Source organism: Mesorhizobium sp. M0317 (assembly GCF_040321555.1).
GTDB lineage: Bacteria > Pseudomonadota > Alphaproteobacteria > Rhizobiales > Rhizobiaceae > Mesorhizobium.
Genome location: NZ_JAMYRV010000024.1, coordinates 1 through 16,383, shown reverse-complemented (window position 1 = coordinate 16,383; position 16,383 = coordinate 1). Strand labels below are relative to the sequence as shown.

Here is a 16,383-nt window from a genome sequence, read left to right as displayed (position 1 = left end):
GTTATCCGAGACGTTGGTGGGACAGCACCCCCCTCTGGCCTGCCGGCCATCTCCCCCTCAAGTGGGGAGATCAGATGTCACGCCGGCCTTCGCCAATCACGAACGTCGAAAGAAAGTGCCAGCTACCGAGCTTCCAATCTCCCCGGGAGATGCCCGGCAGGGCAGAGGGGGGCGCGAAGAATCGCTACCCCGGGCAAAATCGGCGGATCACCCCAGCTTCGCGTCGAGCGACACTGCGATGGCCCCCAGCGCCTTCGAAACCGGGCACTCCGCCTTGGCCTTCTCGGCCAGTTCCTTGAACTTCGCCGCATCAATGCCCGGTACCTTGCCGATCAGGGTGATGGCGCTGCCGGTGATGCCGGTGCCGGGGACCAGCGTCACCACCGCCTTGGCGTCGAGCTCGGTGGCGGGCGTGCCGTTCTCGGCCAGGAAATGCGACAGCTGCATGGCGTAGCAGCCGGCGTGTGCCGCCGCGATCAACTCTTCGGGATTGGTGCCGGATTTGCCGCTCTCGTCCTCGAAGCGAGCCTTGAACGAATAGGGCGTGCCTTTCAAAGTGCCGCTCTGGCTGTCGAGCGTGCCCGTGCCCTCCTTCAGATTGCCTTTCCAGACGGCGTTTGCGGTGCGGTCCATAAGATTCTCCTTGATTACAGCGACAGCGCCGGCCACGCGGCGTTCCCTCCAACTATAGCGCGGCGGCAGGGGAAGACCACCGCGCTGTTTCGGCCGGATGCGACGCCGGCGAGCCCTGCAAATCTTTTCTGAAAAATGTGCGTGCAAAAATGTCGACTTGCATCGGCGCCGGCCGTCCTGCGAGCGTCCACGGATTCTCGTGGCGGATGGAGATCCAAGATGAACAATCTGTTTTCTGCCCATTGGAACGACGCCGACAAAAGCGCGCGTCTACGCGAGATCGAGTGCTCGCGATCTTCCGGCTTCGGCCGGCTGCTTGCTGCGGTCGCCGTGATCGGCATTGCGGTCTGCGTGCTCGACCACGCTGCTGCCGGCAAGGATGCCGCCGGCGCCGTGATCGCATATGCTTCGTCACAGCAAGGGAGCTGGAAATGAAATATGTCTGTCTGGTCTACGGCGAGGAAAAGGACCTCCATGCCATGACGCCGGAGCGTCAGGCCAAGCTCGACGCCGATTCGATGGCCTACGACCGGTCATTGGACCAGCAAGGCAAGCTGATCATCGCGCAGGCGCTGCAATCGGTGAAGACGTCGAAGACGGTGCGGCGGCGCCAGGGCAAGCGGCTGATCACGGACGGTCCGTTTGCCGAAACCAAGGAGCAATTGCTCGGTTTCGTCATGATCGAGGCCGACGGTCTCGAACAGGCGCTGGCGATCGCAGGCGAGATTCCGCTGGCCGAAATCGGCACGATCGAGGTCAGGGCGATCTACGACGTGCCGGGGTCATAGGCGGCGGCGAGGTCATGCAGGCCGGCGGATCATATCCGCCGCCTTCTCGGCGATCATCACCACTGGCGAGGCGGTGTTGCCGGAGACGATGCGCGGCATGATCGACGCGTCGATGATCCGCAGCCCCTCGATACCGGTCACGCGCAGGTCCGGGCTGACGACGGCGCGCTCATCGATGCCCATCCGGCAGGTGCCGACCGGGTGGAAGATGGTCGTGGCGATCGAGCCGATCTGGTGCAGCAGGTCATCATCGGACTGGTGGGTGAGGCCCGGCAGGATCTCCTCCGGCTGGAAACCGGCAAGCGCCTTGGCGGTCATGATACCGCGCGCCTGGCGCACCGAGCGCAGCGCGATCTCGCGGTCGCGCACCGTCGAGAGGTAGTTCAGCCGGATATCGGGCTGCACTGCCAGCTCGCGCGTCGTGGCATGCACGGAGCCGAGGCTGTCGGGGCGCAAATTGCAGACCGACATGGTGATTGCCGGGAACGGGTGCAGCGGGTCGCCCAGCCGGTCGGTAGACAAGGGCTGGACGTGGTACTCCAGGTCCGGCGTCGCCATCGACGGATCGGATTTCGAGAACATGCCGAACTGGCTCGGCGCCATCGACATCGGTCCCGAGCGGCCAAAGGCATATTGCAGCGCGATCTTCGCCTTGCCGCTCAGGCTGTTGGCTAGCGTGTTGAGCGTCAGCGCCGACGACACTTTGTAGACAGTGCGGATCTGCAGATGGTCCTGAAGGTTCTCGCCGACATCGGGGCTGGCGTGAACCACATCGATGCCGAGCGCGGCGAGGCGATCCGGCTCGCCGACCCCGGAAAGCTCCAGCAGTTTCGGCGTGTTGATCGAACCGGCGGTCAGCAGCACCTCGCTCCTGGCCTTTGCCTCTATGGCTTGGCCGCCGGCGCGGTAGCGGACGCCGATAGCACGCTTGCCCTCGAACAGCACTGTCTCGACATGCGCGTTGACGACCAGCCGAAGGTTGGGCCGTCGCAGCGCCGGGCGCAAGAATGCCTTGGCTGTGTTCCAGCGCACGCCCTTGCTCTGGTTGACTTCGAAGAAGCCGGACCCCTCATTGTCGCCGTCATTGAAATCCTCGCGCGGCATGATGCCGAATTCCTTGGCCGCCTCCTGCACCGTGTTCAGGATCGGCCAGGACAGGCGTTGCCGCGCCACTTTCCATTCGCCGCCGGAGCCATGCAGCTTGGTCTTGCCGCCATGATGGTCCTCGGATTTGAGGAAGTAGGGCAGCACATCGTCCCAGCCCCAGCCGACATTGCCCATCTGCCGCCAGCCATCGTAGTCCGCCGCCTGGCCGCGCATGTAGATCATGCCGTTGACCGAGGTGCAGCCGCCCAGCACCTTGCCGCGGGGATAGACCAGCGAGCGGCCGTTCAGGCCGGCTTCGGGGGCAGTCTTCATCATCCAGTCGGTGCGCGGATTGCCGATGCAATAGAGATAGCCGACCGGGATATGCACCCAGTGATAATTGTCGCTGCCGCCGGCCTCAAGCAGCAGCACGCGCGTCGCCGGGTTTTCGCTCAGCCGATTGGCCAGCACGCAGCCCGCCGTGCCTGCGCCGACGATGATGTAGTCGTAGTCGCCATCGAGCCGTTGGGTCATTGCGGTGGTTTACTCGGCGGTGTTCTACTCGGTTCTGCCGCCTGTTCGGCCCAGAACGATCGCAGCGTATCGGCAAGGCCGCAATAGGCGCGATAACGCCTGTTGTAATGGTCCTGCATGGCCGGGTTCGGACGGTAGGCGGCGCTTGACCGGGTCATGGCGTCAACGCCGGCCTCGTAGTCGGCGAACAGGCCGGCCGCGACCCCGGCGCCGATTGCCGCGCCAAGCGCGCCGGTCTCGCGCGCTTCGGGGACGGTGATCGGCACGCCAAGCCCGTCGGCGAAGATCTGCGGCCAGTGTTCGCTGCGCGAGCCGCCGCCGGATAGCACGGCTCTGTCGAAGCCGACGCCGGCTTTTTTCAAGACTTCGATGTGGCGCCTATGCTCGAACATCACGCCCTCGAACAGCGCGCGCAGCATATGGCCTTCCCTATGCCAGCCGGCAAGGCCGTAGAAGCCGGCGCGGTATTCCGCCCCTTGCCCCGACCCGTAGAGAAACGGGTGGAACATCGGATCGTCCCAGGCTGGCGTCACCGCGCCGGCAGCCGCGTTGCAGTGGCCGAACGGATCGTCATGATGGGCACCGCGCTCGATGCGAAGTCAGCGTTATCGCTAAGCGGTTGCATCATTAGTGCCCGTGACGAGCGACCTGAACCCAGGACGCCCGATCTCGGCGTCTGGATGATTAGGGGGCCAGCTCTGTTTTCTCATCAGATACAATTCTTGCGTGTTGAAGCAACGCCGGAGTTCTCCTATCGTCGCCGCAATTTTCGGGGGAATTCGACATGCCTTTCCTGATTGCTATTCTCGGCGTGCTGGGAGCCGGGGCGTTCTGGTGGTATCGCATGAAGGCCATGAACGAAGCCGCGCGCGAGGTCGCCGACGTCGTCGGCCGCGTCCAGGGCAACATAAGGCGCAAGAAGCTGCGCAAGCAGGCGGCGCTGTCGCCGCTGACGGCGATCGACGATCCGGTGGTGGCGGCGGCAACGCTGATCACCGCACTGGCAGCGGAGCACGGCCCGATCCTGCCGAAGCGTGAAACGGTCATCCGCGAGGTGATCTCGCAGATTGCGGACAACCAGAAGAAGACCGATGAAGCCGTCGTCTACGCCAAATGGGCCGCGGCGCAGATCGACGACACGACGATCGTCATCGACAAGCTGGCGCCCTTCCTGCGCGAGCGCCTCGATCCGCATGAGCGCGAAGACCTGCTGCAGATGCTGGATCGTGTTGCCAAGAGCGGCGAGCAGAGTTTCAAGGTCGCCGACCAACGCATGCTGCGACTGCGGCAGAAGCTGGGGTTTGAGGTCAACTGAGAAACAGCCCGGGCGCATGTCATTCTGGATAGCGAGCGTGGTAGGATCGGCTGCCGCTTACCTTATCGGCTCTACGCCTGCCGGCTACCTGGCGGGGAAACTGCTTAAGGGCATCGATATCCGGGAGCACGGCTCCAAGTCCACCGGTGCGACAAATGTATTGCGCACACTCGGGAAATGGCCAGCATTGGTGGTGCTTCTGGTGGACGTGCTGAAAGGGGCGGCAGCGGTCATCTTTGCCCGTTGGTTTTGTTTCTGGTCTTCCGCAACGCCGCCGTCGGCAATATCTGATATGCCCGTTTGGGCTCCTTGGGTTGTATGCCTGGCCGGACTCGCTGTTTTGCTTGGGCATAGCCGTTCGATCTGGCTGAATTTCACCGGCGGCAAATCGGCTGCGACGGGGTTGGGTGTTTTGTTGGCGATGTCCTGGCCTGTGGGTCTAGGCGCGGCGACGGCATTTGCCGTGGTGTTGGCAGTTTCCCGAATTGTGTCCCTGAGTTCGATGCTGGCGGCGCTCACCGCGATCGCCCTCGTCGGCGGCATGGAACAACCATTGCCCTACCGGTTGCTGGTCATCGCCGGCGGCATCTACGTGATCGTGCGCCACCGCGCCAACATTGCGCGGCTGATGTCAGGAGCCGAGCCGCGTCTATGACAAAGCGGCACTCATTCCCGGCCTAAATCGCCTCACCCTTGAGCAGCCGTGGTGTGCCGTTGGACAACCCCGACGCCTGGCGGATGAAGAACTCCTTCAGCCTGGGCATCCGTTCGACAAGGCCGAGGCCGATGTCGCGGAGCTGGCGCAGCGGGCCGATGTCGTTGGAAAACAGCCGGTTCAGCACATCTGTGGTGACGCCCATCTGCACCGTGTCGAAGCGGCGCCATTGCTGGTAGCGCTCGAGCACGTCGAGCGCGCCGATATCCTGTCCCAAGCGATCGGCCTCGACCACCACTTCGGCAAGGGCCGCCACATCCTTGAAGCCGAGATTGAGGCCCTGGCCGGCGATCGGGTGGATGCCGTGCGCGGCGTCGCCGGCAAGCGCGATGCGCGGGGCGACAAAGGCGCGCGCGATGGTCAGGCCGAGCGGCCAGGCGCGCGGCTTGTCGGTGACGCGGATTTCGCCGAGCTTCAGGCCGAAGCGCAACTCAAGCTCCTGCTCGAAGACGAGGTCGTCGCCCGAGACCAGCTTTTCGGCATCCTCGGAACGTTCGACCCAGACCAGCGACGAACGGTTGGTGCCGTCCTCGGTGGGCTTGAGCGGCAGCGTTGCAAACGGGCCGGCCGGCAGAAAATGCTCTTCGGCGCGGCCATTGTGCGGGCGCTCATGCGCCACCGTGCAGACGATGCCGGACTGGCCATATTCCCATTTCACCGTCTTGATGCCGGCCATGTCGCGCAATTTGGAATTGACGCCGTCGGCGGCGACCAGCAGCCGCGCCTCAATCGCCGCGCCATTGGCCAGATGCACGGTGATGCCGGCGCCATTGCCGTCGAACGATGCGACCGCGATACCTTCGATGATGTCGATGCCGAGCTTTTGCGCGCGGCGGCGCAAGGCGCCGTTCAGGTCCTTGTTGGCGACCATGTGGGCGAACGGTTCGCCCGGCGCGACCTCGCCATCGAAGGTGAGAAACACCGGACGCACCGGATCGGCGGTGCGCGAATCGGTGACGATCATCTCGGTGATCGCCTGCGATTGCCCGACGACTTCCTGCCAGACGCCGAGCTGGTCGAGCATGCGGCAGGCGGCGGCGGCGATCGCCGAGGCGCGGCCATCCTTTTGCCAGACGCCGGGGGGCGCGGCATCGACGACGGCGACAGCCAGGTTCGGCCGCGCCTGTTTCAGCGACACGGCGGCCGCGAGGCCGACATAGCCGGCGCCAGCGACCAGCACGTCGAGCGGGGTTTTTGCGTCCGTGTTGCGGTTCGCCATGTCAATTCCTTTCGAAGTCTCGACCGTCCCCGCCCACTGGGGCATTCCGGCCTTGACTGCCCGCCATTCCTGTCGGAAACCGCCATAGCATCTTACGGCGAGGTCACGAAGCATGACGGCGGCCATGGACGAGCTTCTCAGCATTCTCGACCTCGAGCAGCTGGAACACAATCTGTACCGTGGTCGCAGCCCCAAGCTCGACTGGCAGCGCGTTTTCGGCGGCCAGACCATCGCCCAGGCGCTGGTCGCCGCGCAGCGCACCGTCGAGCCCGAGCGCCACGTGCATTCGCTGCACGGCTATTTCATGCGGCCCGGCGACACCAAGGTGCCGATCGTCTACGAGGTCGACCGCATCCGCGATGGCGGCTCCTTCACCACGCGGCGCGTGGTGGCGATCCAGCACGGCCAGGCGATCTTTTCGCTGGAAGCCTCGTTCCAGCAGGACGAGGTTGGCCTTGAGCATCAGCTGCCGATGCCGCGCGACGTGCCGCCGCCCGACAGCCTGTTGTCGCAGCGCGAATTGCTGGGCAAGTTCGGCGAGGCGGTGCCGGACGGCATCAAGCGCTATTGGGAGCGTGACCGGCCGATCGAGATGAAGCCGGTGATGCTGAAGCATTACACCAGCCGCGAAAAGCTGGAGCCGCAGCAGAACATCTGGATCCGCACCACCGGCCCGGTGCCGGCCGACCGCGGCATCCAGGCGGCGGTGCTTGCCTACCTCTCCGACATGACGCTGCTCGACACCTCGACCTTTGCGCACGGCCGCGCCATTTTCGACCGCGACATCCAGGCGGCGAGCCTCGACCATGCGATGTGGTTCCATCGCAGCCATCCGCTCGATGACTGGATCCTGTACACGCAGGACAGCCCCTCGACGCAGGGGTCGCGCGGCTTCACCCGCGGCTCGCTGTTTGCCCGCGACGGCACGCTGATCGCCTCGGTTGCCCAGGAAGGCCTGATCCGGCTGAAGCGGCCGCCTGCGGAATAGGCATTTTCGAAAAATTGCCTACTTTTTAATCAGTGACTGTCCGTTGACAGTGCGCACCGTGGCGCCGGGACTCGAGCGATCCGTTTGTTTACAATGAGTTAACACCCTGCTTCGGCAACTGGCACGGAGCTTGAATCCTGTTGGGCACTCTCCGGGCTTTTTGGGATCGGTGAAGGTGTGCAAACGCGGGGGACCGCAACAGCAAAGGGTGAAACCTTATGAAAATCGTGATGGCAATCATCAAGCCGTTCAAGCTCGACGAGGTGCGCGAAGCGCTCACCGCCGTCGGCATCCAGGGCCTGACCGTCACCGAAGTCAAAGGCTACGGGCGTCAGAAGGGACACACGGAAATCTATCGCGGGGCGGAATACGCGGTCAGTTTCCTGCCGAAAATCAAGATCGAAGTCGCGGTTAGCACAGACCTGGTCGACAAGGCCGTCGAAGCCATCACGGCGGCGGCCAAGACCGGCCAGATCGGCGACGGCAAGATCTTCGTCTTCGGCATCGATCAGGCGGTGCGCATCCGTACCGGCGAAACAGACACCGACGCACTTTGAGCGGCGAACACGTATTCCAATGGAGAGTTCAATGAATATACCTTCCACCTTGAAGTCAGTGGCGCGCTCCGCGCTGCTGGGCTCCTTAGCGCTCGGAGCATTGGGCACGGTTGCTGCCTTCGCGCAGGAGGCGGCTCCCGCCGTCGCGGCGGCAGCGCCAGCAGCGCCGGCTTTTACCGTCGACAAGGGCGACACCACGTGGATGATGATTTCCACCGTGCTGGTGCTGTTGATGACCATTCCCGGCCTTGCGCTTTTCTACGGCGGCCTGGTTCGTACCAAGAACATGCTGTCGGTGCTGATGCAGGTCTTCACCATCACCAGCGTGGTCATGATCATCTGGGTCTTCTACGGCTACAGCCTCGCCTTCACCCCGGGCAACGCCTTCGTCGGCGGCCTTTCGAAGATGTTTCTCTCCGGCGTCAACGTATCGACGCTTTCGGAAACCTTCAGCAAGGGCGTCGCCATTCCTGAACTGGTGTTCGTCGTCTTCCAGATGACCTTCGCCTGCATCACGCCCGCCCTGATCGTCGGCGCATTCGCCGAACGCGTCAAATTCTCCGCCTTGATCCTTTTCGTTATCCTATGGGTGACGTTAATCTACTTCCCGATCGCGCACATGGTCTGGTTCTGGGGCGGCCCGAGCGCCTATGCCGACCCGTCCGGCCTGATCTTCAGCTTCGGCGCCATCGACTTCGCCGGCGGCACGGTCGTTCACATCAATGCGGGCATTGCCGGTCTCGTCGGCGCGCTGATGATCGGCAAGCGCATCGGCTACAAGAAGGACATCATGGCGCCGCACTCGATGACGCTGACCATGGTCGGCGCTTCATTGCTGTGGGTCGGCTGGTTCGGCTTCAACGCCGGTTCGAACCTCGAAGCAAACGCCTATGCGGTGCTGGCGATGATCAACACCTTCGTCGCCACGGCGGCGGCGGCAGTGGCCTGGATCGTGCTTGAATCGCTGCTGCGCGGCAAAGCCTCCATGCTCGGCGCTGTTTCGGGCGCGGTCACCGGCCTCGTCGCGATTACGCCGGCTGCAGGTTTTGCCGGCCCGATGGGCGCTATCGTGCTTGGCATCGTCGCCACCTTCGTCTGCTACTTCTTCGTCTCGGTGGTGAAGAACACGTTCGACTATGATGACAGCCTCGATGTCTTCGGCGTCCACTGCGTCGGTGGCATCATCGGTGCGCTCGGCACTGGCATTCTGGTCAATCCCGCCCTCGGCGGCGCCGGCATCGTCGACTATTCGACGGCCGACTTCGCCGCCGGCTATGCCGGCACGGCCACGCAGCTCCTGGCACAGGGCAAAGGCGTCCTGGTAACCCTGCTGTGGTCGGGCATCGGCAGCGCAATCCTCTACAAGGTCGTCGACTTGATCATCGGTCTGCGTCCGACAGCCGACGCCGAGCGCGAAGGCCTCGACCTGACTTCGCATGGCGAAGCGGCCTACCACTCGTAAGCACCGCGGGGGGGGGGGGGGCGCCCCGCATTCTCCCATCCCGTCGTGACGCTCCCGAAAGGAGTTCACGCTTTGAGGCCCGGGTCATTCCGGGCCTCTCTTTTTGGCAACCGTGCTGGCAGGTCTCGGTCCCTGCGCAATCACGTTCTAGTGATGGCCGCCAGCGGGGAGACGTCGACCGGATTGGTTCCGGACTGTTGAGACTGCCTACAGTGGAGTGAGCAAGATCGTGGCTCCGGCTGCCGTATAGTTAATGCGGCCTTAACCTTCCCCCCGATAGTCTGACATCCGAATCTGCCGGAGTGCGTCATGCGCCCGGCCAGTCCATGACAGACGGGGAACGAAGCATGCGTTCAGGGGCTTCAGCACCGCTCGCGCTGACCGATACGGGGCACGGCATCCAGGCATTCGCGCGGCGCCAGGTCGGGCGGCTGGTCGGCGCCGGCCTGTTTGCGCTGGTCGCCTTTGGCGTCGCGGCGCTGGCGACCTGGAACGTCGCCGATCCCAGCTTCTCGCACGCCACCGACAACATCGTCACCAACGCCATGGGTTATGCGGGCGCGGTATTCTCCGACCTCGCCATGCAGTTCTTCGGCCTTGCCGCGGTCGCCGCCCTGGTGCCGGCGGTGATCTGGGGCTTTCTCCTGTTTTCGGCGCGCGGCGTCGACAGGCTGCCGAAGCGCGGCCTTGCCTGGTTCGGCTTCGCGCTGCTCGCGGCGGCGATGGCCGGCTGCGTGGTGCCGCCCAAGACGTGGCCGTTGCCGACCGGCCTCGGCGGCGTGTTCGGCGACATGGTGCTCAATATTCCGGGCGTGGTCATTGGCGGCTACCCGACCGGCATCGTTGCCAGCATCATTGCCATGGTGCTCATTGCGCCGGCGCTGTGGCTGTTTGCCTATGGCTCGGCGCTGATTGCGCGCAAGAACGGCTTTGCCGTCATGGAGCGCACCGCGGAGCCCGATCCCCGAGAGGACGACCTGCTCTTCGACGAAGACGAGGACGAGGGCGACGAGGGGATACTGGCGCTCGGCGCCGTTACCCACTGGTGGCTGTCTTTCCGCGCCTGGATGCATCGCCGGGCTGTGCGCCGCCAGCAGGAGCGCGACGAGTTCGAGCCGGAGATGGAGCAGCGCTCCACCGCATGGCGCCGCGCCGCCGAACGGGTCGAATCGGCGGAATTCGCCGAAGCGCGGATGAGCCCGGATGGCCGCGCCCGCGTCGAGCCGGAGTTCTTCGCCGCCATGGTCAATGACCGCAGCGTTTCCGTCGATCCGGACGATGACGACGTCCTCGATGCCGGTTTCGACAATGGCGACGAGGAGGTCGAACTCGACGACGAGCCGGTCCAGCGCCGTGCCGCGCCAAACGCCAAGGTGCAGAACTTCCGCTCCGATGCGGCGACCCGCGTCGCCGCACCTGCGCCGCGTCCCGCTCCCGGCGCGCGCGTCCAGCGCGAGGCGCAGACCTCGCTGATCGGCTCGGAAACATTCGAAATGCCGTCGCTGCATTTCCTGTCGGAGCCGAAGAACGTGGTGCGCGACGCCAGCCTGTCCAAGGACGCGCTGGAGCAGAATGCGCGCCTGCTCGAAGGCGTTCTGGAGGATTTCGGCGTCAAGGGCGAGATTATCGCGGTACGGCCCGGCCCGGTGGTCACGCTCTATGAGTTGGAGCCGGCGCCCGGCATCAAATCGTCGCGCGTCATCGGCCTGTCCGACGACATCGCCCGCTCGATGAGCGCCATTGCCTGCCGCGTCGCCGTGGTGCCCGGCCGCAACGCCATCGGCATCGAATTGCCAAATGCCAAGCGCGAGACCGTCTATCTCCGGGAGATCCTGGCCAGCCGCGATTTCGAGACGACCAAGTCCAAGCTGGCGCTGGCGCTGGGCAAGACCATCAATGGCGAGGCGGTTATCGTCGACATCGCCAAGATGCCGCATGTGCTGGTCGCAGGCACCACCGGCTCCGGCAAGTCCGTCGCCATCAACACCATGATCCTGTCGCTGCTCTACAAGCTGACGCCGCAGGACTGCCGGCTGATCATGATCGACCCGAAGATGCTCGAACTCTCCGTCTATGACGGCATCCCGCACCTGCTGACGCCGGTGGTCACCGACCCGAAGAAGGCGGTGGTGGCGTTGAAATGGACCGTGCGCGAGATGGAGGACCGCTACCGCAAGATGTCCAAGGTCGGCGTGCGCAACATCGACGGCTTCAACGCGCGCGTGCAGTTGGCTGAAAAGAAGGGCGAAAAAATCTCGCGCACCGTGCAGACCGGCTTCGACCGCCAGACCGGCGAGGCGATCTACGAGACCGAGAACCTCGATCTCGAGCCGATGCCCTACATCGTCGTCATCATCGACGAAATGGCCGATTTGATGATGGTCGCCGGCAAGGACATCGAAGGCGCGGTGCAGCGCCTGGCACAGATGGCGCGCGCGGCCGGCATCCATGTCATCATGGCGACGCAGCGTCCGTCGGTCGACGTCATCACCGGCACCATCAAGGCCAATTTCCCGACCCGTATCTCCTTTCAGGTGACGTCGAAGATCGACAGCCGCACCATTCTGGGCGAGCAGGGCGCCGAGCAGCTGCTCGGCATGGGCGACATGCTGTACATGGCCGGCGGCGGCCGCATCCAGCGCGTGCACGGCCCATTCGTCGCCGACGACGAGGTCGAGAAGATCGTCGCCCATCTGAAGCTGCAGGGGGTGCCCGAATATCTCGACGCCATCACCGAGGATGACGGCGAGGACGATGACGAGCCGTCGGGCAAGGGCGGCGCTGGTGGTGGCGGCAACAGCAATTTCGAGGATTCCGACGATCCCTACGACCAGGCGGTCTCGGTCGTACTGCGCGACGGCAAGGCGTCGACCAGCTATATCCAGCGCCGGCTCGGCATCGGCTACAACCGCGCCGCCTCGATCATCGAGAAGATGGAGAAGGAAGGCATTGTCGGCCCGGCCAACCATGCCGGCAAACGCGAAATCCTGGTGCCGACCGAGGACGACAAGTTCTGATCAGCCGATACGGCCCGGCGGCAACCTTGAACCTTTTGGCGCGTTACAGCGACTGAGCGCTGTCCGGCCGCCAAACTTAAGTCTAACTGGGGGTCCACGGACTGCAACGAGACACACACCACACGAGAGTGACCGGCATGAAAAACGATCTTTCCGCGATCAGCGATTTCGCTCCAAACCGTCGCCAGTTGCTCGGCCTTGGCCTGATGCTTGCCGGCGCCGCGGCCATCAACGTCGTGCCGGGGTTCCAGCTCTTGGCCTCGGCGCAGGCGGCGGTGCCGCCGACGGCGCAAAAGATCGCCGACCATTTCTCCTCGGTCAAATCGATGAGCGGCGAGTTCGTCCAGTTCGGCCCCAACAACCAGCAGACCGGCGGCAAGTTCTTCCTTGAGCGGCCAGGCAAGATTCGCTTCAACTATGACGGCAAGTCGAATTTCCGGGTGATTTCCGACGGCAAGTCGGTGGTCATCCTCAACAAGCGGCTGAAAACGTCCGATCTCTATCCGTTGTCGAAGACACCGCTGAAGCTGTTGCTCGACACCAAGATCGACCTCTCGGGCGGCCGCGTCAAATCGATCAAGGAAGAGAGCGACCTCACCACCATCCAGCTTGCCGACAAGTCGGTGTTCGGCAATTCGAAGATCACCATGATGTTCGATCCGAAATCCTATGATCTGCGCCAGTGGACCATCACCGACGCGCAGGGCAAGGACACCACGGTGATGATCTACAACACCAAGGAAGGCGTCAGCTTCCCTGCGGATACGTTCGCCATCGACTATACGGCGAACCGCGAGCTGAACACCAACCACCGCTAGATCCGGTCAGGCCGGCCTGCAAATGGCGATCTCCTGCGCTTCCGGCGCTCACGTGGTTTAAGTACGCTCCGCTCCGGTTCTCGGAGACCACCATTTTCGACTCGGCCTGACCTGAATCAGGGCCGCCGCCCGCAAAGGCTGGCTTGTGTTTGTGGCGCTCGGCTGGCAGTAGATCGGCGACCTTGTTCGGACCGCCGCATGCCCTTCTGCATCGCCACCTGGAACATCAACTCCGTGCGCCTGCGCATGCCGATCGTCGAGCGGCTGCTGACGGAGCAGGCGCCCGATGTGCTTTGCCTGCAGGAGACGAAGGTTCCCGACGAGCTGTTTCCGGAAAAGGCGTTCCGCAAGGCCGGCTACGAGCACATCGCCTTCCATGGCCAGAAGGGCTATCACGGCGTTGCGACGGTGGCGCGGCGGCCGATCGAGATTGTCGAGAAACGGCGCTTCTGCGAGATCGATGACAGCCGGCATCTGTCGGTCAAGGTGCAGGCCGGCGGCAAGGCAATCCTGGTCCACAATTTCTACGTGCCGGCCGGCGGCGACGAGCCCGATCCGGAGATCAACCGCAAGTTCCGCCACAAGCTCGATTTCGTTGCCGAGATGAACGCCATCCGCGCCGCGCATGACGAGGTGTCGGCCTCGATCCTGGTCGGCGACCTCAACATCGCGCCGCAGGAGCACGATGTCTGGTCGCACAAGCAATTGCTCAACGTCGTCAGCCACACGCCGGTCGAGACGCAAAATTTCGACGCGATGCGGATCGCTGGCGACTGGGTCGACCTGATGCGGCTCGACGTGCCGCCAGAGCAGAAGCTCTACACCTGGTGGAGCTATCGCGCGCGGGACTGGGAAGCCTCGAACCGCGGCCGCCGGCTCGACCATGTCTGGTCGTCACCGAACCTGGTGCCGAGCTTTGCCGGCTATGAGATCCTGCGAGAGGCGCGTGGCTGGGAGCGGCCCTCGGACCATGTGCCGGTGATTGCGCGGTTCGACCTGGATTAGGCGTGTCGATATTCAGGTGAGGCCGGCCTGCAAATGGCCGATACCTGCGCTTCCGGTGCGTACTTTGAGTACGCTCCGCTCTGGTTCTCGGTATCAGCCATTTTCGACTCGGCCTGACCTGAATCTCGACACACCCAAGCGTGAGCGCGGTCGCGGGGACCTACTCGCCAAACCTTGGGGCCAACTTCTCGATGCGGGCGATCATGGCCTGAAAATCATCGAGGATTCGCTGGTGCAGTTTCACCGCCACTTCGGGATATTCCTCCAGGATGCGGCGAAACATCTTGCGGCTCAACCTTATCACTTCCGAATCGGTCTCGGCCGAGGCGCTGGTCAGCCGTCTTGAGTCGGCGATCAGCGCCAGTTCGCTGAGGATCGTGCCGGGGCCGGCGGTGCCGATCGGGATGCGGTCGCCACCCTGCTCGCGATAGAGCACGATGCGGCCACTGACCACGATATAGGCTGAGTCGGCTTCGTCATCCTCGCGGTACAGCTTGCGGTCGGCCTGCAGATGGGTGGCTTCGGCGCCGAAGGCGAGCAGGCGCAGCTGTTCCTGCGTGAAACCCTCAAAGAGCTTCACGGCGGACAGGATGCGGATGTCGTCATCCAGCGCCATCTCTAGCTGCGTCCCCGAACGGTCAGTCCAATCCCTCCCTTAGAGCGCCGCGTGTCCAATTGGACGCGCAAAGGACGCTCTAACACTTCAATCTGCGCAGCGGGCCGATCCAGGCTCCCCCAGCCGGATCCTCCCCGAAACAGTCCCGCCCCGACCGCTTATTGAACAATGAAAAGTTTAAGGAACCAGCTTGTAGCCGCCGCTTTCTGTCACAAGAATTTCAGCATTGGAAGGATCGCGCTCGATCTTCTGGCGCAGCCGGTAGACGTGAGTTTCCAGCGTGTGCGTGGTGACGCCGGAATTGTAGCCCCACACTTCCTCAAGCAGGACGTCGCGCGTCACCACCTTCTGGTCGGCTCGATAGAGATATTTGATGATCGAGGCTTCCTTCTCGGTCAGCCGCACCTTGCCGCCGCGCTGGTCGATCAGAAGCTTCTGGCTGGGCTTGAACGTGTAGGGCCCGACCGAAAAGGTGGCGTCCTCGCTCTGCTCGTGCTGGCGCAGTTGTGCGCGTATGCGGGCGAGCAGCACGGCGAAGCGGAACGGCTTTGTGACATAGTCGTTGGCGCCGGCCTCGAGGCCCAGAATTGTGTCGGAATCGGTATCGTGGCCGGTCAGCATGATGATCGGCGCCTTGTAGCCGCCCTTGCGCAGGATCTTCACCGCCTCGCGGCCATCCATGTCCGGCAGCCCGACATCCATGATGAGCAGGTCGATGAGCCCGCCGCGCGCCGCGGCGACGCCTTTGGCGGCGGTCGCTTCCTGCAAGACGTCGAATTCTTCGTAAAGGGCCAGTTGCTCGACGAGGGTTCCGCGCAGGTCGTCATCATCGTCAACGATCAGAATGGTACGTGATGTCATGGATCAATCCATTGTTTTGAAAAGAATTTTCAGTTGACCGCCCCCCATTTATGCGGAAGCTGACCGGCGCAACAGTCCGATCACAGTGATTTGTTCCGTGACACGATCATACAAGAAAAAACGCGATCGCAATGCAGCCGGCGCAATTTTGCCGAAAAGGCTGCGTGTGCTGGTGGTTCGGGCGAGGCCGGGCAACCCCAGCCAGGGGATATTGCAGGCCGGCAGCAAGGTGTTTGCCTGTGCGCTCGGACGCGGCGGCATCTCGGCCAATAAGCGCGAAGGCGACGGTGCGACGCCGCTTGGCGAGATGCGGATTTTGTCAGGATATTTTCGGGGCGATCATTTCGCGGCCGGCCGCAAAACCCGGCTGGCGATGGCGCCGCTCGGCGCCGATCTCGGCTGGTGCGAGGTGCCGGACGACCGCAACTACAACCGGCCGGTGAAAATCCCTTATGGCGCCAGCCATGAGCGAATGCGGCGCGACGACCGCCTCTATGACGCCTGCCTGGTGCTCGACTGGAACATGGCGCCGCGCCGGCGCGGCCGCGGCAGCGCCATCTTCTTCCATCTGGCGCGCCCAGGCTTCACACCGACGCAAGGCTGCGTGGCGGTGACAGCGCGGACAATGGCGCGGCTGTTGCCGCTGGTGTCGGACCGGACGGTGGTGAGGGTGGTGAGGTAGGGAGTAGGAAGTAGGAAGTAGGAAGTAGGAAGTAGGAAGTAGGAAGTAGGAAGTAGGAAGTAGGAAGTAGGAAGTAGGAAGTAGGAA

16 protein-coding genes and 1 pseudogene are annotated in these 16,383 nt (G+C 63.6%); 11 read left to right on the top strand and 6 right to left on the bottom strand.

The window, feature by feature from the left end:
* Nucleotides 1-207 precede the first annotated feature (207 nt).
* On the bottom strand, nucleotides 208-633 hold the full coding sequence (locus tag NKI88_RS17645) for an OsmC family protein (RefSeq protein ID WP_023807689.1): 426 nt from the start codon (nucleotides 631-633) through the stop codon (nucleotides 208-210).
* 219 nt (nucleotides 634-852) lie between these two features.
* Between NKI88_RS17645 and NKI88_RS17640 the strand changes: the two genes are divergently transcribed.
* Both NKI88_RS17640 and NKI88_RS17635 read left to right on the top strand, forming a co-directional pair.
* Nucleotides 853-1,068: a hypothetical protein gene (locus NKI88_RS17640; RefSeq protein ID WP_352656346.1), complete on the top strand. Its 216-nt coding sequence runs from the start codon at nucleotides 853-855 to the stop codon at nucleotides 1,066-1,068.
* A complete protein-coding gene (locus NKI88_RS17635; protein WP_023683890.1) occupies nucleotides 1,065-1,421 on the top strand; it encodes a YciI family protein in 357 nt (118 codons plus the stop codon). Before NKI88_RS17640 ends, NKI88_RS17635 begins: the two co-directional genes overlap by 4 nt.
* A gap of 12 nt (nucleotides 1,422-1,433) precedes the next feature.
* On the opposite strand, the gene NKI88_RS17630 is transcribed toward NKI88_RS17635, so the two are convergent.
* Both NKI88_RS17630 and NKI88_RS17625 read right to left on the bottom strand, forming a co-directional pair.
* Nucleotides 1,434-3,041 carry a GMC family oxidoreductase gene (locus tag NKI88_RS17630; protein ID WP_352656344.1) on the bottom strand — a complete coding sequence of 536 codons (1,608 nt, stop codon included), beginning with the start codon at nucleotides 3,039-3,041 and terminating at the stop codon, nucleotides 1,434-1,436.
* Nucleotides 3,038-3,628, bottom strand: a pseudogene (locus NKI88_RS17625) (FGGY-family carbohydrate kinase); the annotation flags it as partial. The pseudogene NKI88_RS17625 and the gene NKI88_RS17630, both read right to left, overlap by 4 nt.
* Before the next feature lie 197 nt (nucleotides 3,629-3,825).
* Here NKI88_RS17625 and NKI88_RS17620 point away from each other — a divergent pair.
* Both NKI88_RS17620 and plsY read left to right on the top strand, forming a co-directional pair.
* Nucleotides 3,826-4,356, top strand: coding sequence for a hypothetical protein (locus NKI88_RS17620; RefSeq protein WP_023670503.1), 531 nt, complete (start codon nucleotides 3,826-3,828; stop codon nucleotides 4,354-4,356).
* Between the two features lie 16 nt (nucleotides 4,357-4,372).
* Nucleotides 4,373-5,011: a glycerol-3-phosphate 1-O-acyltransferase PlsY gene (gene plsY, locus NKI88_RS17615; protein WP_023670502.1), complete on the top strand. Its 639-nt coding sequence runs from the start codon at nucleotides 4,373-4,375 to the stop codon at nucleotides 5,009-5,011.
* 22 nt (nucleotides 5,012-5,033) lie between these two features.
* Here plsY and NKI88_RS17610 read toward each other — a convergent pair whose 3' ends face one another.
* Nucleotides 5,034-6,290, bottom strand: a complete 1,257-nt coding sequence (locus NKI88_RS17610; protein ID WP_352656342.1) for a ubiquinone biosynthesis hydroxylase — start codon at nucleotides 6,288-6,290, stop codon at nucleotides 5,034-5,036.
* 112 nt (nucleotides 6,291-6,402) lie between these two features.
* On the opposite strand from NKI88_RS17610, the gene tesB reads away from it, so the two are divergent.
* The 6 genes from tesB to xth all read left to right on the top strand — a co-directional run bounded on the left by tesB (nucleotide 6,403) and on the right by xth (nucleotide 14,137).
* The gene (gene tesB / locus NKI88_RS17605; protein WP_023687727.1) at nucleotides 6,403-7,278 is read left to right on the top strand and encodes an acyl-CoA thioesterase II; all 876 of its coding nucleotides are present in this window, start codon (nucleotides 6,403-6,405) and stop codon (nucleotides 7,276-7,278) included.
* Between the two features lie 218 nt (nucleotides 7,279-7,496).
* Entirely contained in the window at nucleotides 7,497-7,835 is a 339-nt protein-coding gene (locus tag NKI88_RS17600) for a P-II family nitrogen regulator (protein WP_023670499.1), read from the top strand.
* A 31-nt stretch (nucleotides 7,836-7,866) separates the two neighbouring features.
* Nucleotides 7,867-9,297, top strand: a complete 1,431-nt coding sequence (locus tag NKI88_RS17595) for an ammonium transporter (protein WP_023670498.1) — start codon at nucleotides 7,867-7,869, stop codon at nucleotides 9,295-9,297.
* A gap of 347 nt (nucleotides 9,298-9,644) precedes the next feature.
* Complete coding sequence (locus NKI88_RS17590; RefSeq protein ID WP_352656340.1) at nucleotides 9,645-12,314, top strand: DNA translocase FtsK; 2,670 nt, start codon at nucleotides 9,645-9,647, stop codon at nucleotides 12,312-12,314.
* A 137-nt stretch (nucleotides 12,315-12,451) separates the two neighbouring features.
* Nucleotides 12,452-13,132, top strand: a complete 681-nt coding sequence (locus NKI88_RS17585) for an outer-membrane lipoprotein carrier protein LolA (RefSeq protein WP_023683897.1) — start codon at nucleotides 12,452-12,454, stop codon at nucleotides 13,130-13,132.
* Nucleotides 13,133-13,330: 198 nt separating this feature from the next.
* Nucleotides 13,331-14,137, top strand: coding sequence for an exodeoxyribonuclease III (gene xth, locus NKI88_RS17580; protein WP_352656338.1), 807 nt, complete (start codon nucleotides 13,331-13,333; stop codon nucleotides 14,135-14,137).
* A gap of 160 nt (nucleotides 14,138-14,297) precedes the next feature.
* On the opposite strand, the gene NKI88_RS17575 is transcribed toward xth, so the two are convergent.
* Together NKI88_RS17575 and NKI88_RS17570 are read right to left on the bottom strand one after the other, a co-directional pair.
* Entirely contained in the window at nucleotides 14,298-14,753 is a 456-nt protein-coding gene (locus tag NKI88_RS17575; RefSeq protein WP_352656336.1) for a cyclic nucleotide-binding domain-containing protein, read from the bottom strand.
* A gap of 177 nt (nucleotides 14,754-14,930) precedes the next feature.
* Complete coding sequence (locus NKI88_RS17570) at nucleotides 14,931-15,614, bottom strand: response regulator transcription factor (RefSeq protein WP_023670493.1); 684 nt, start codon at nucleotides 15,612-15,614, stop codon at nucleotides 14,931-14,933.
* A gap of 145 nt (nucleotides 15,615-15,759) precedes the next feature.
* Here NKI88_RS17570 and NKI88_RS17565 point away from each other — a divergent pair, with 145 nt between their 5' ends.
* Nucleotides 15,760-16,296, top strand: a complete 537-nt coding sequence (locus NKI88_RS17565) for a L,D-transpeptidase family protein (protein WP_352656425.1) — start codon at nucleotides 15,760-15,762, stop codon at nucleotides 16,294-16,296.
* Nucleotides 16,297-16,383: the final 87 nt, after the last annotated feature.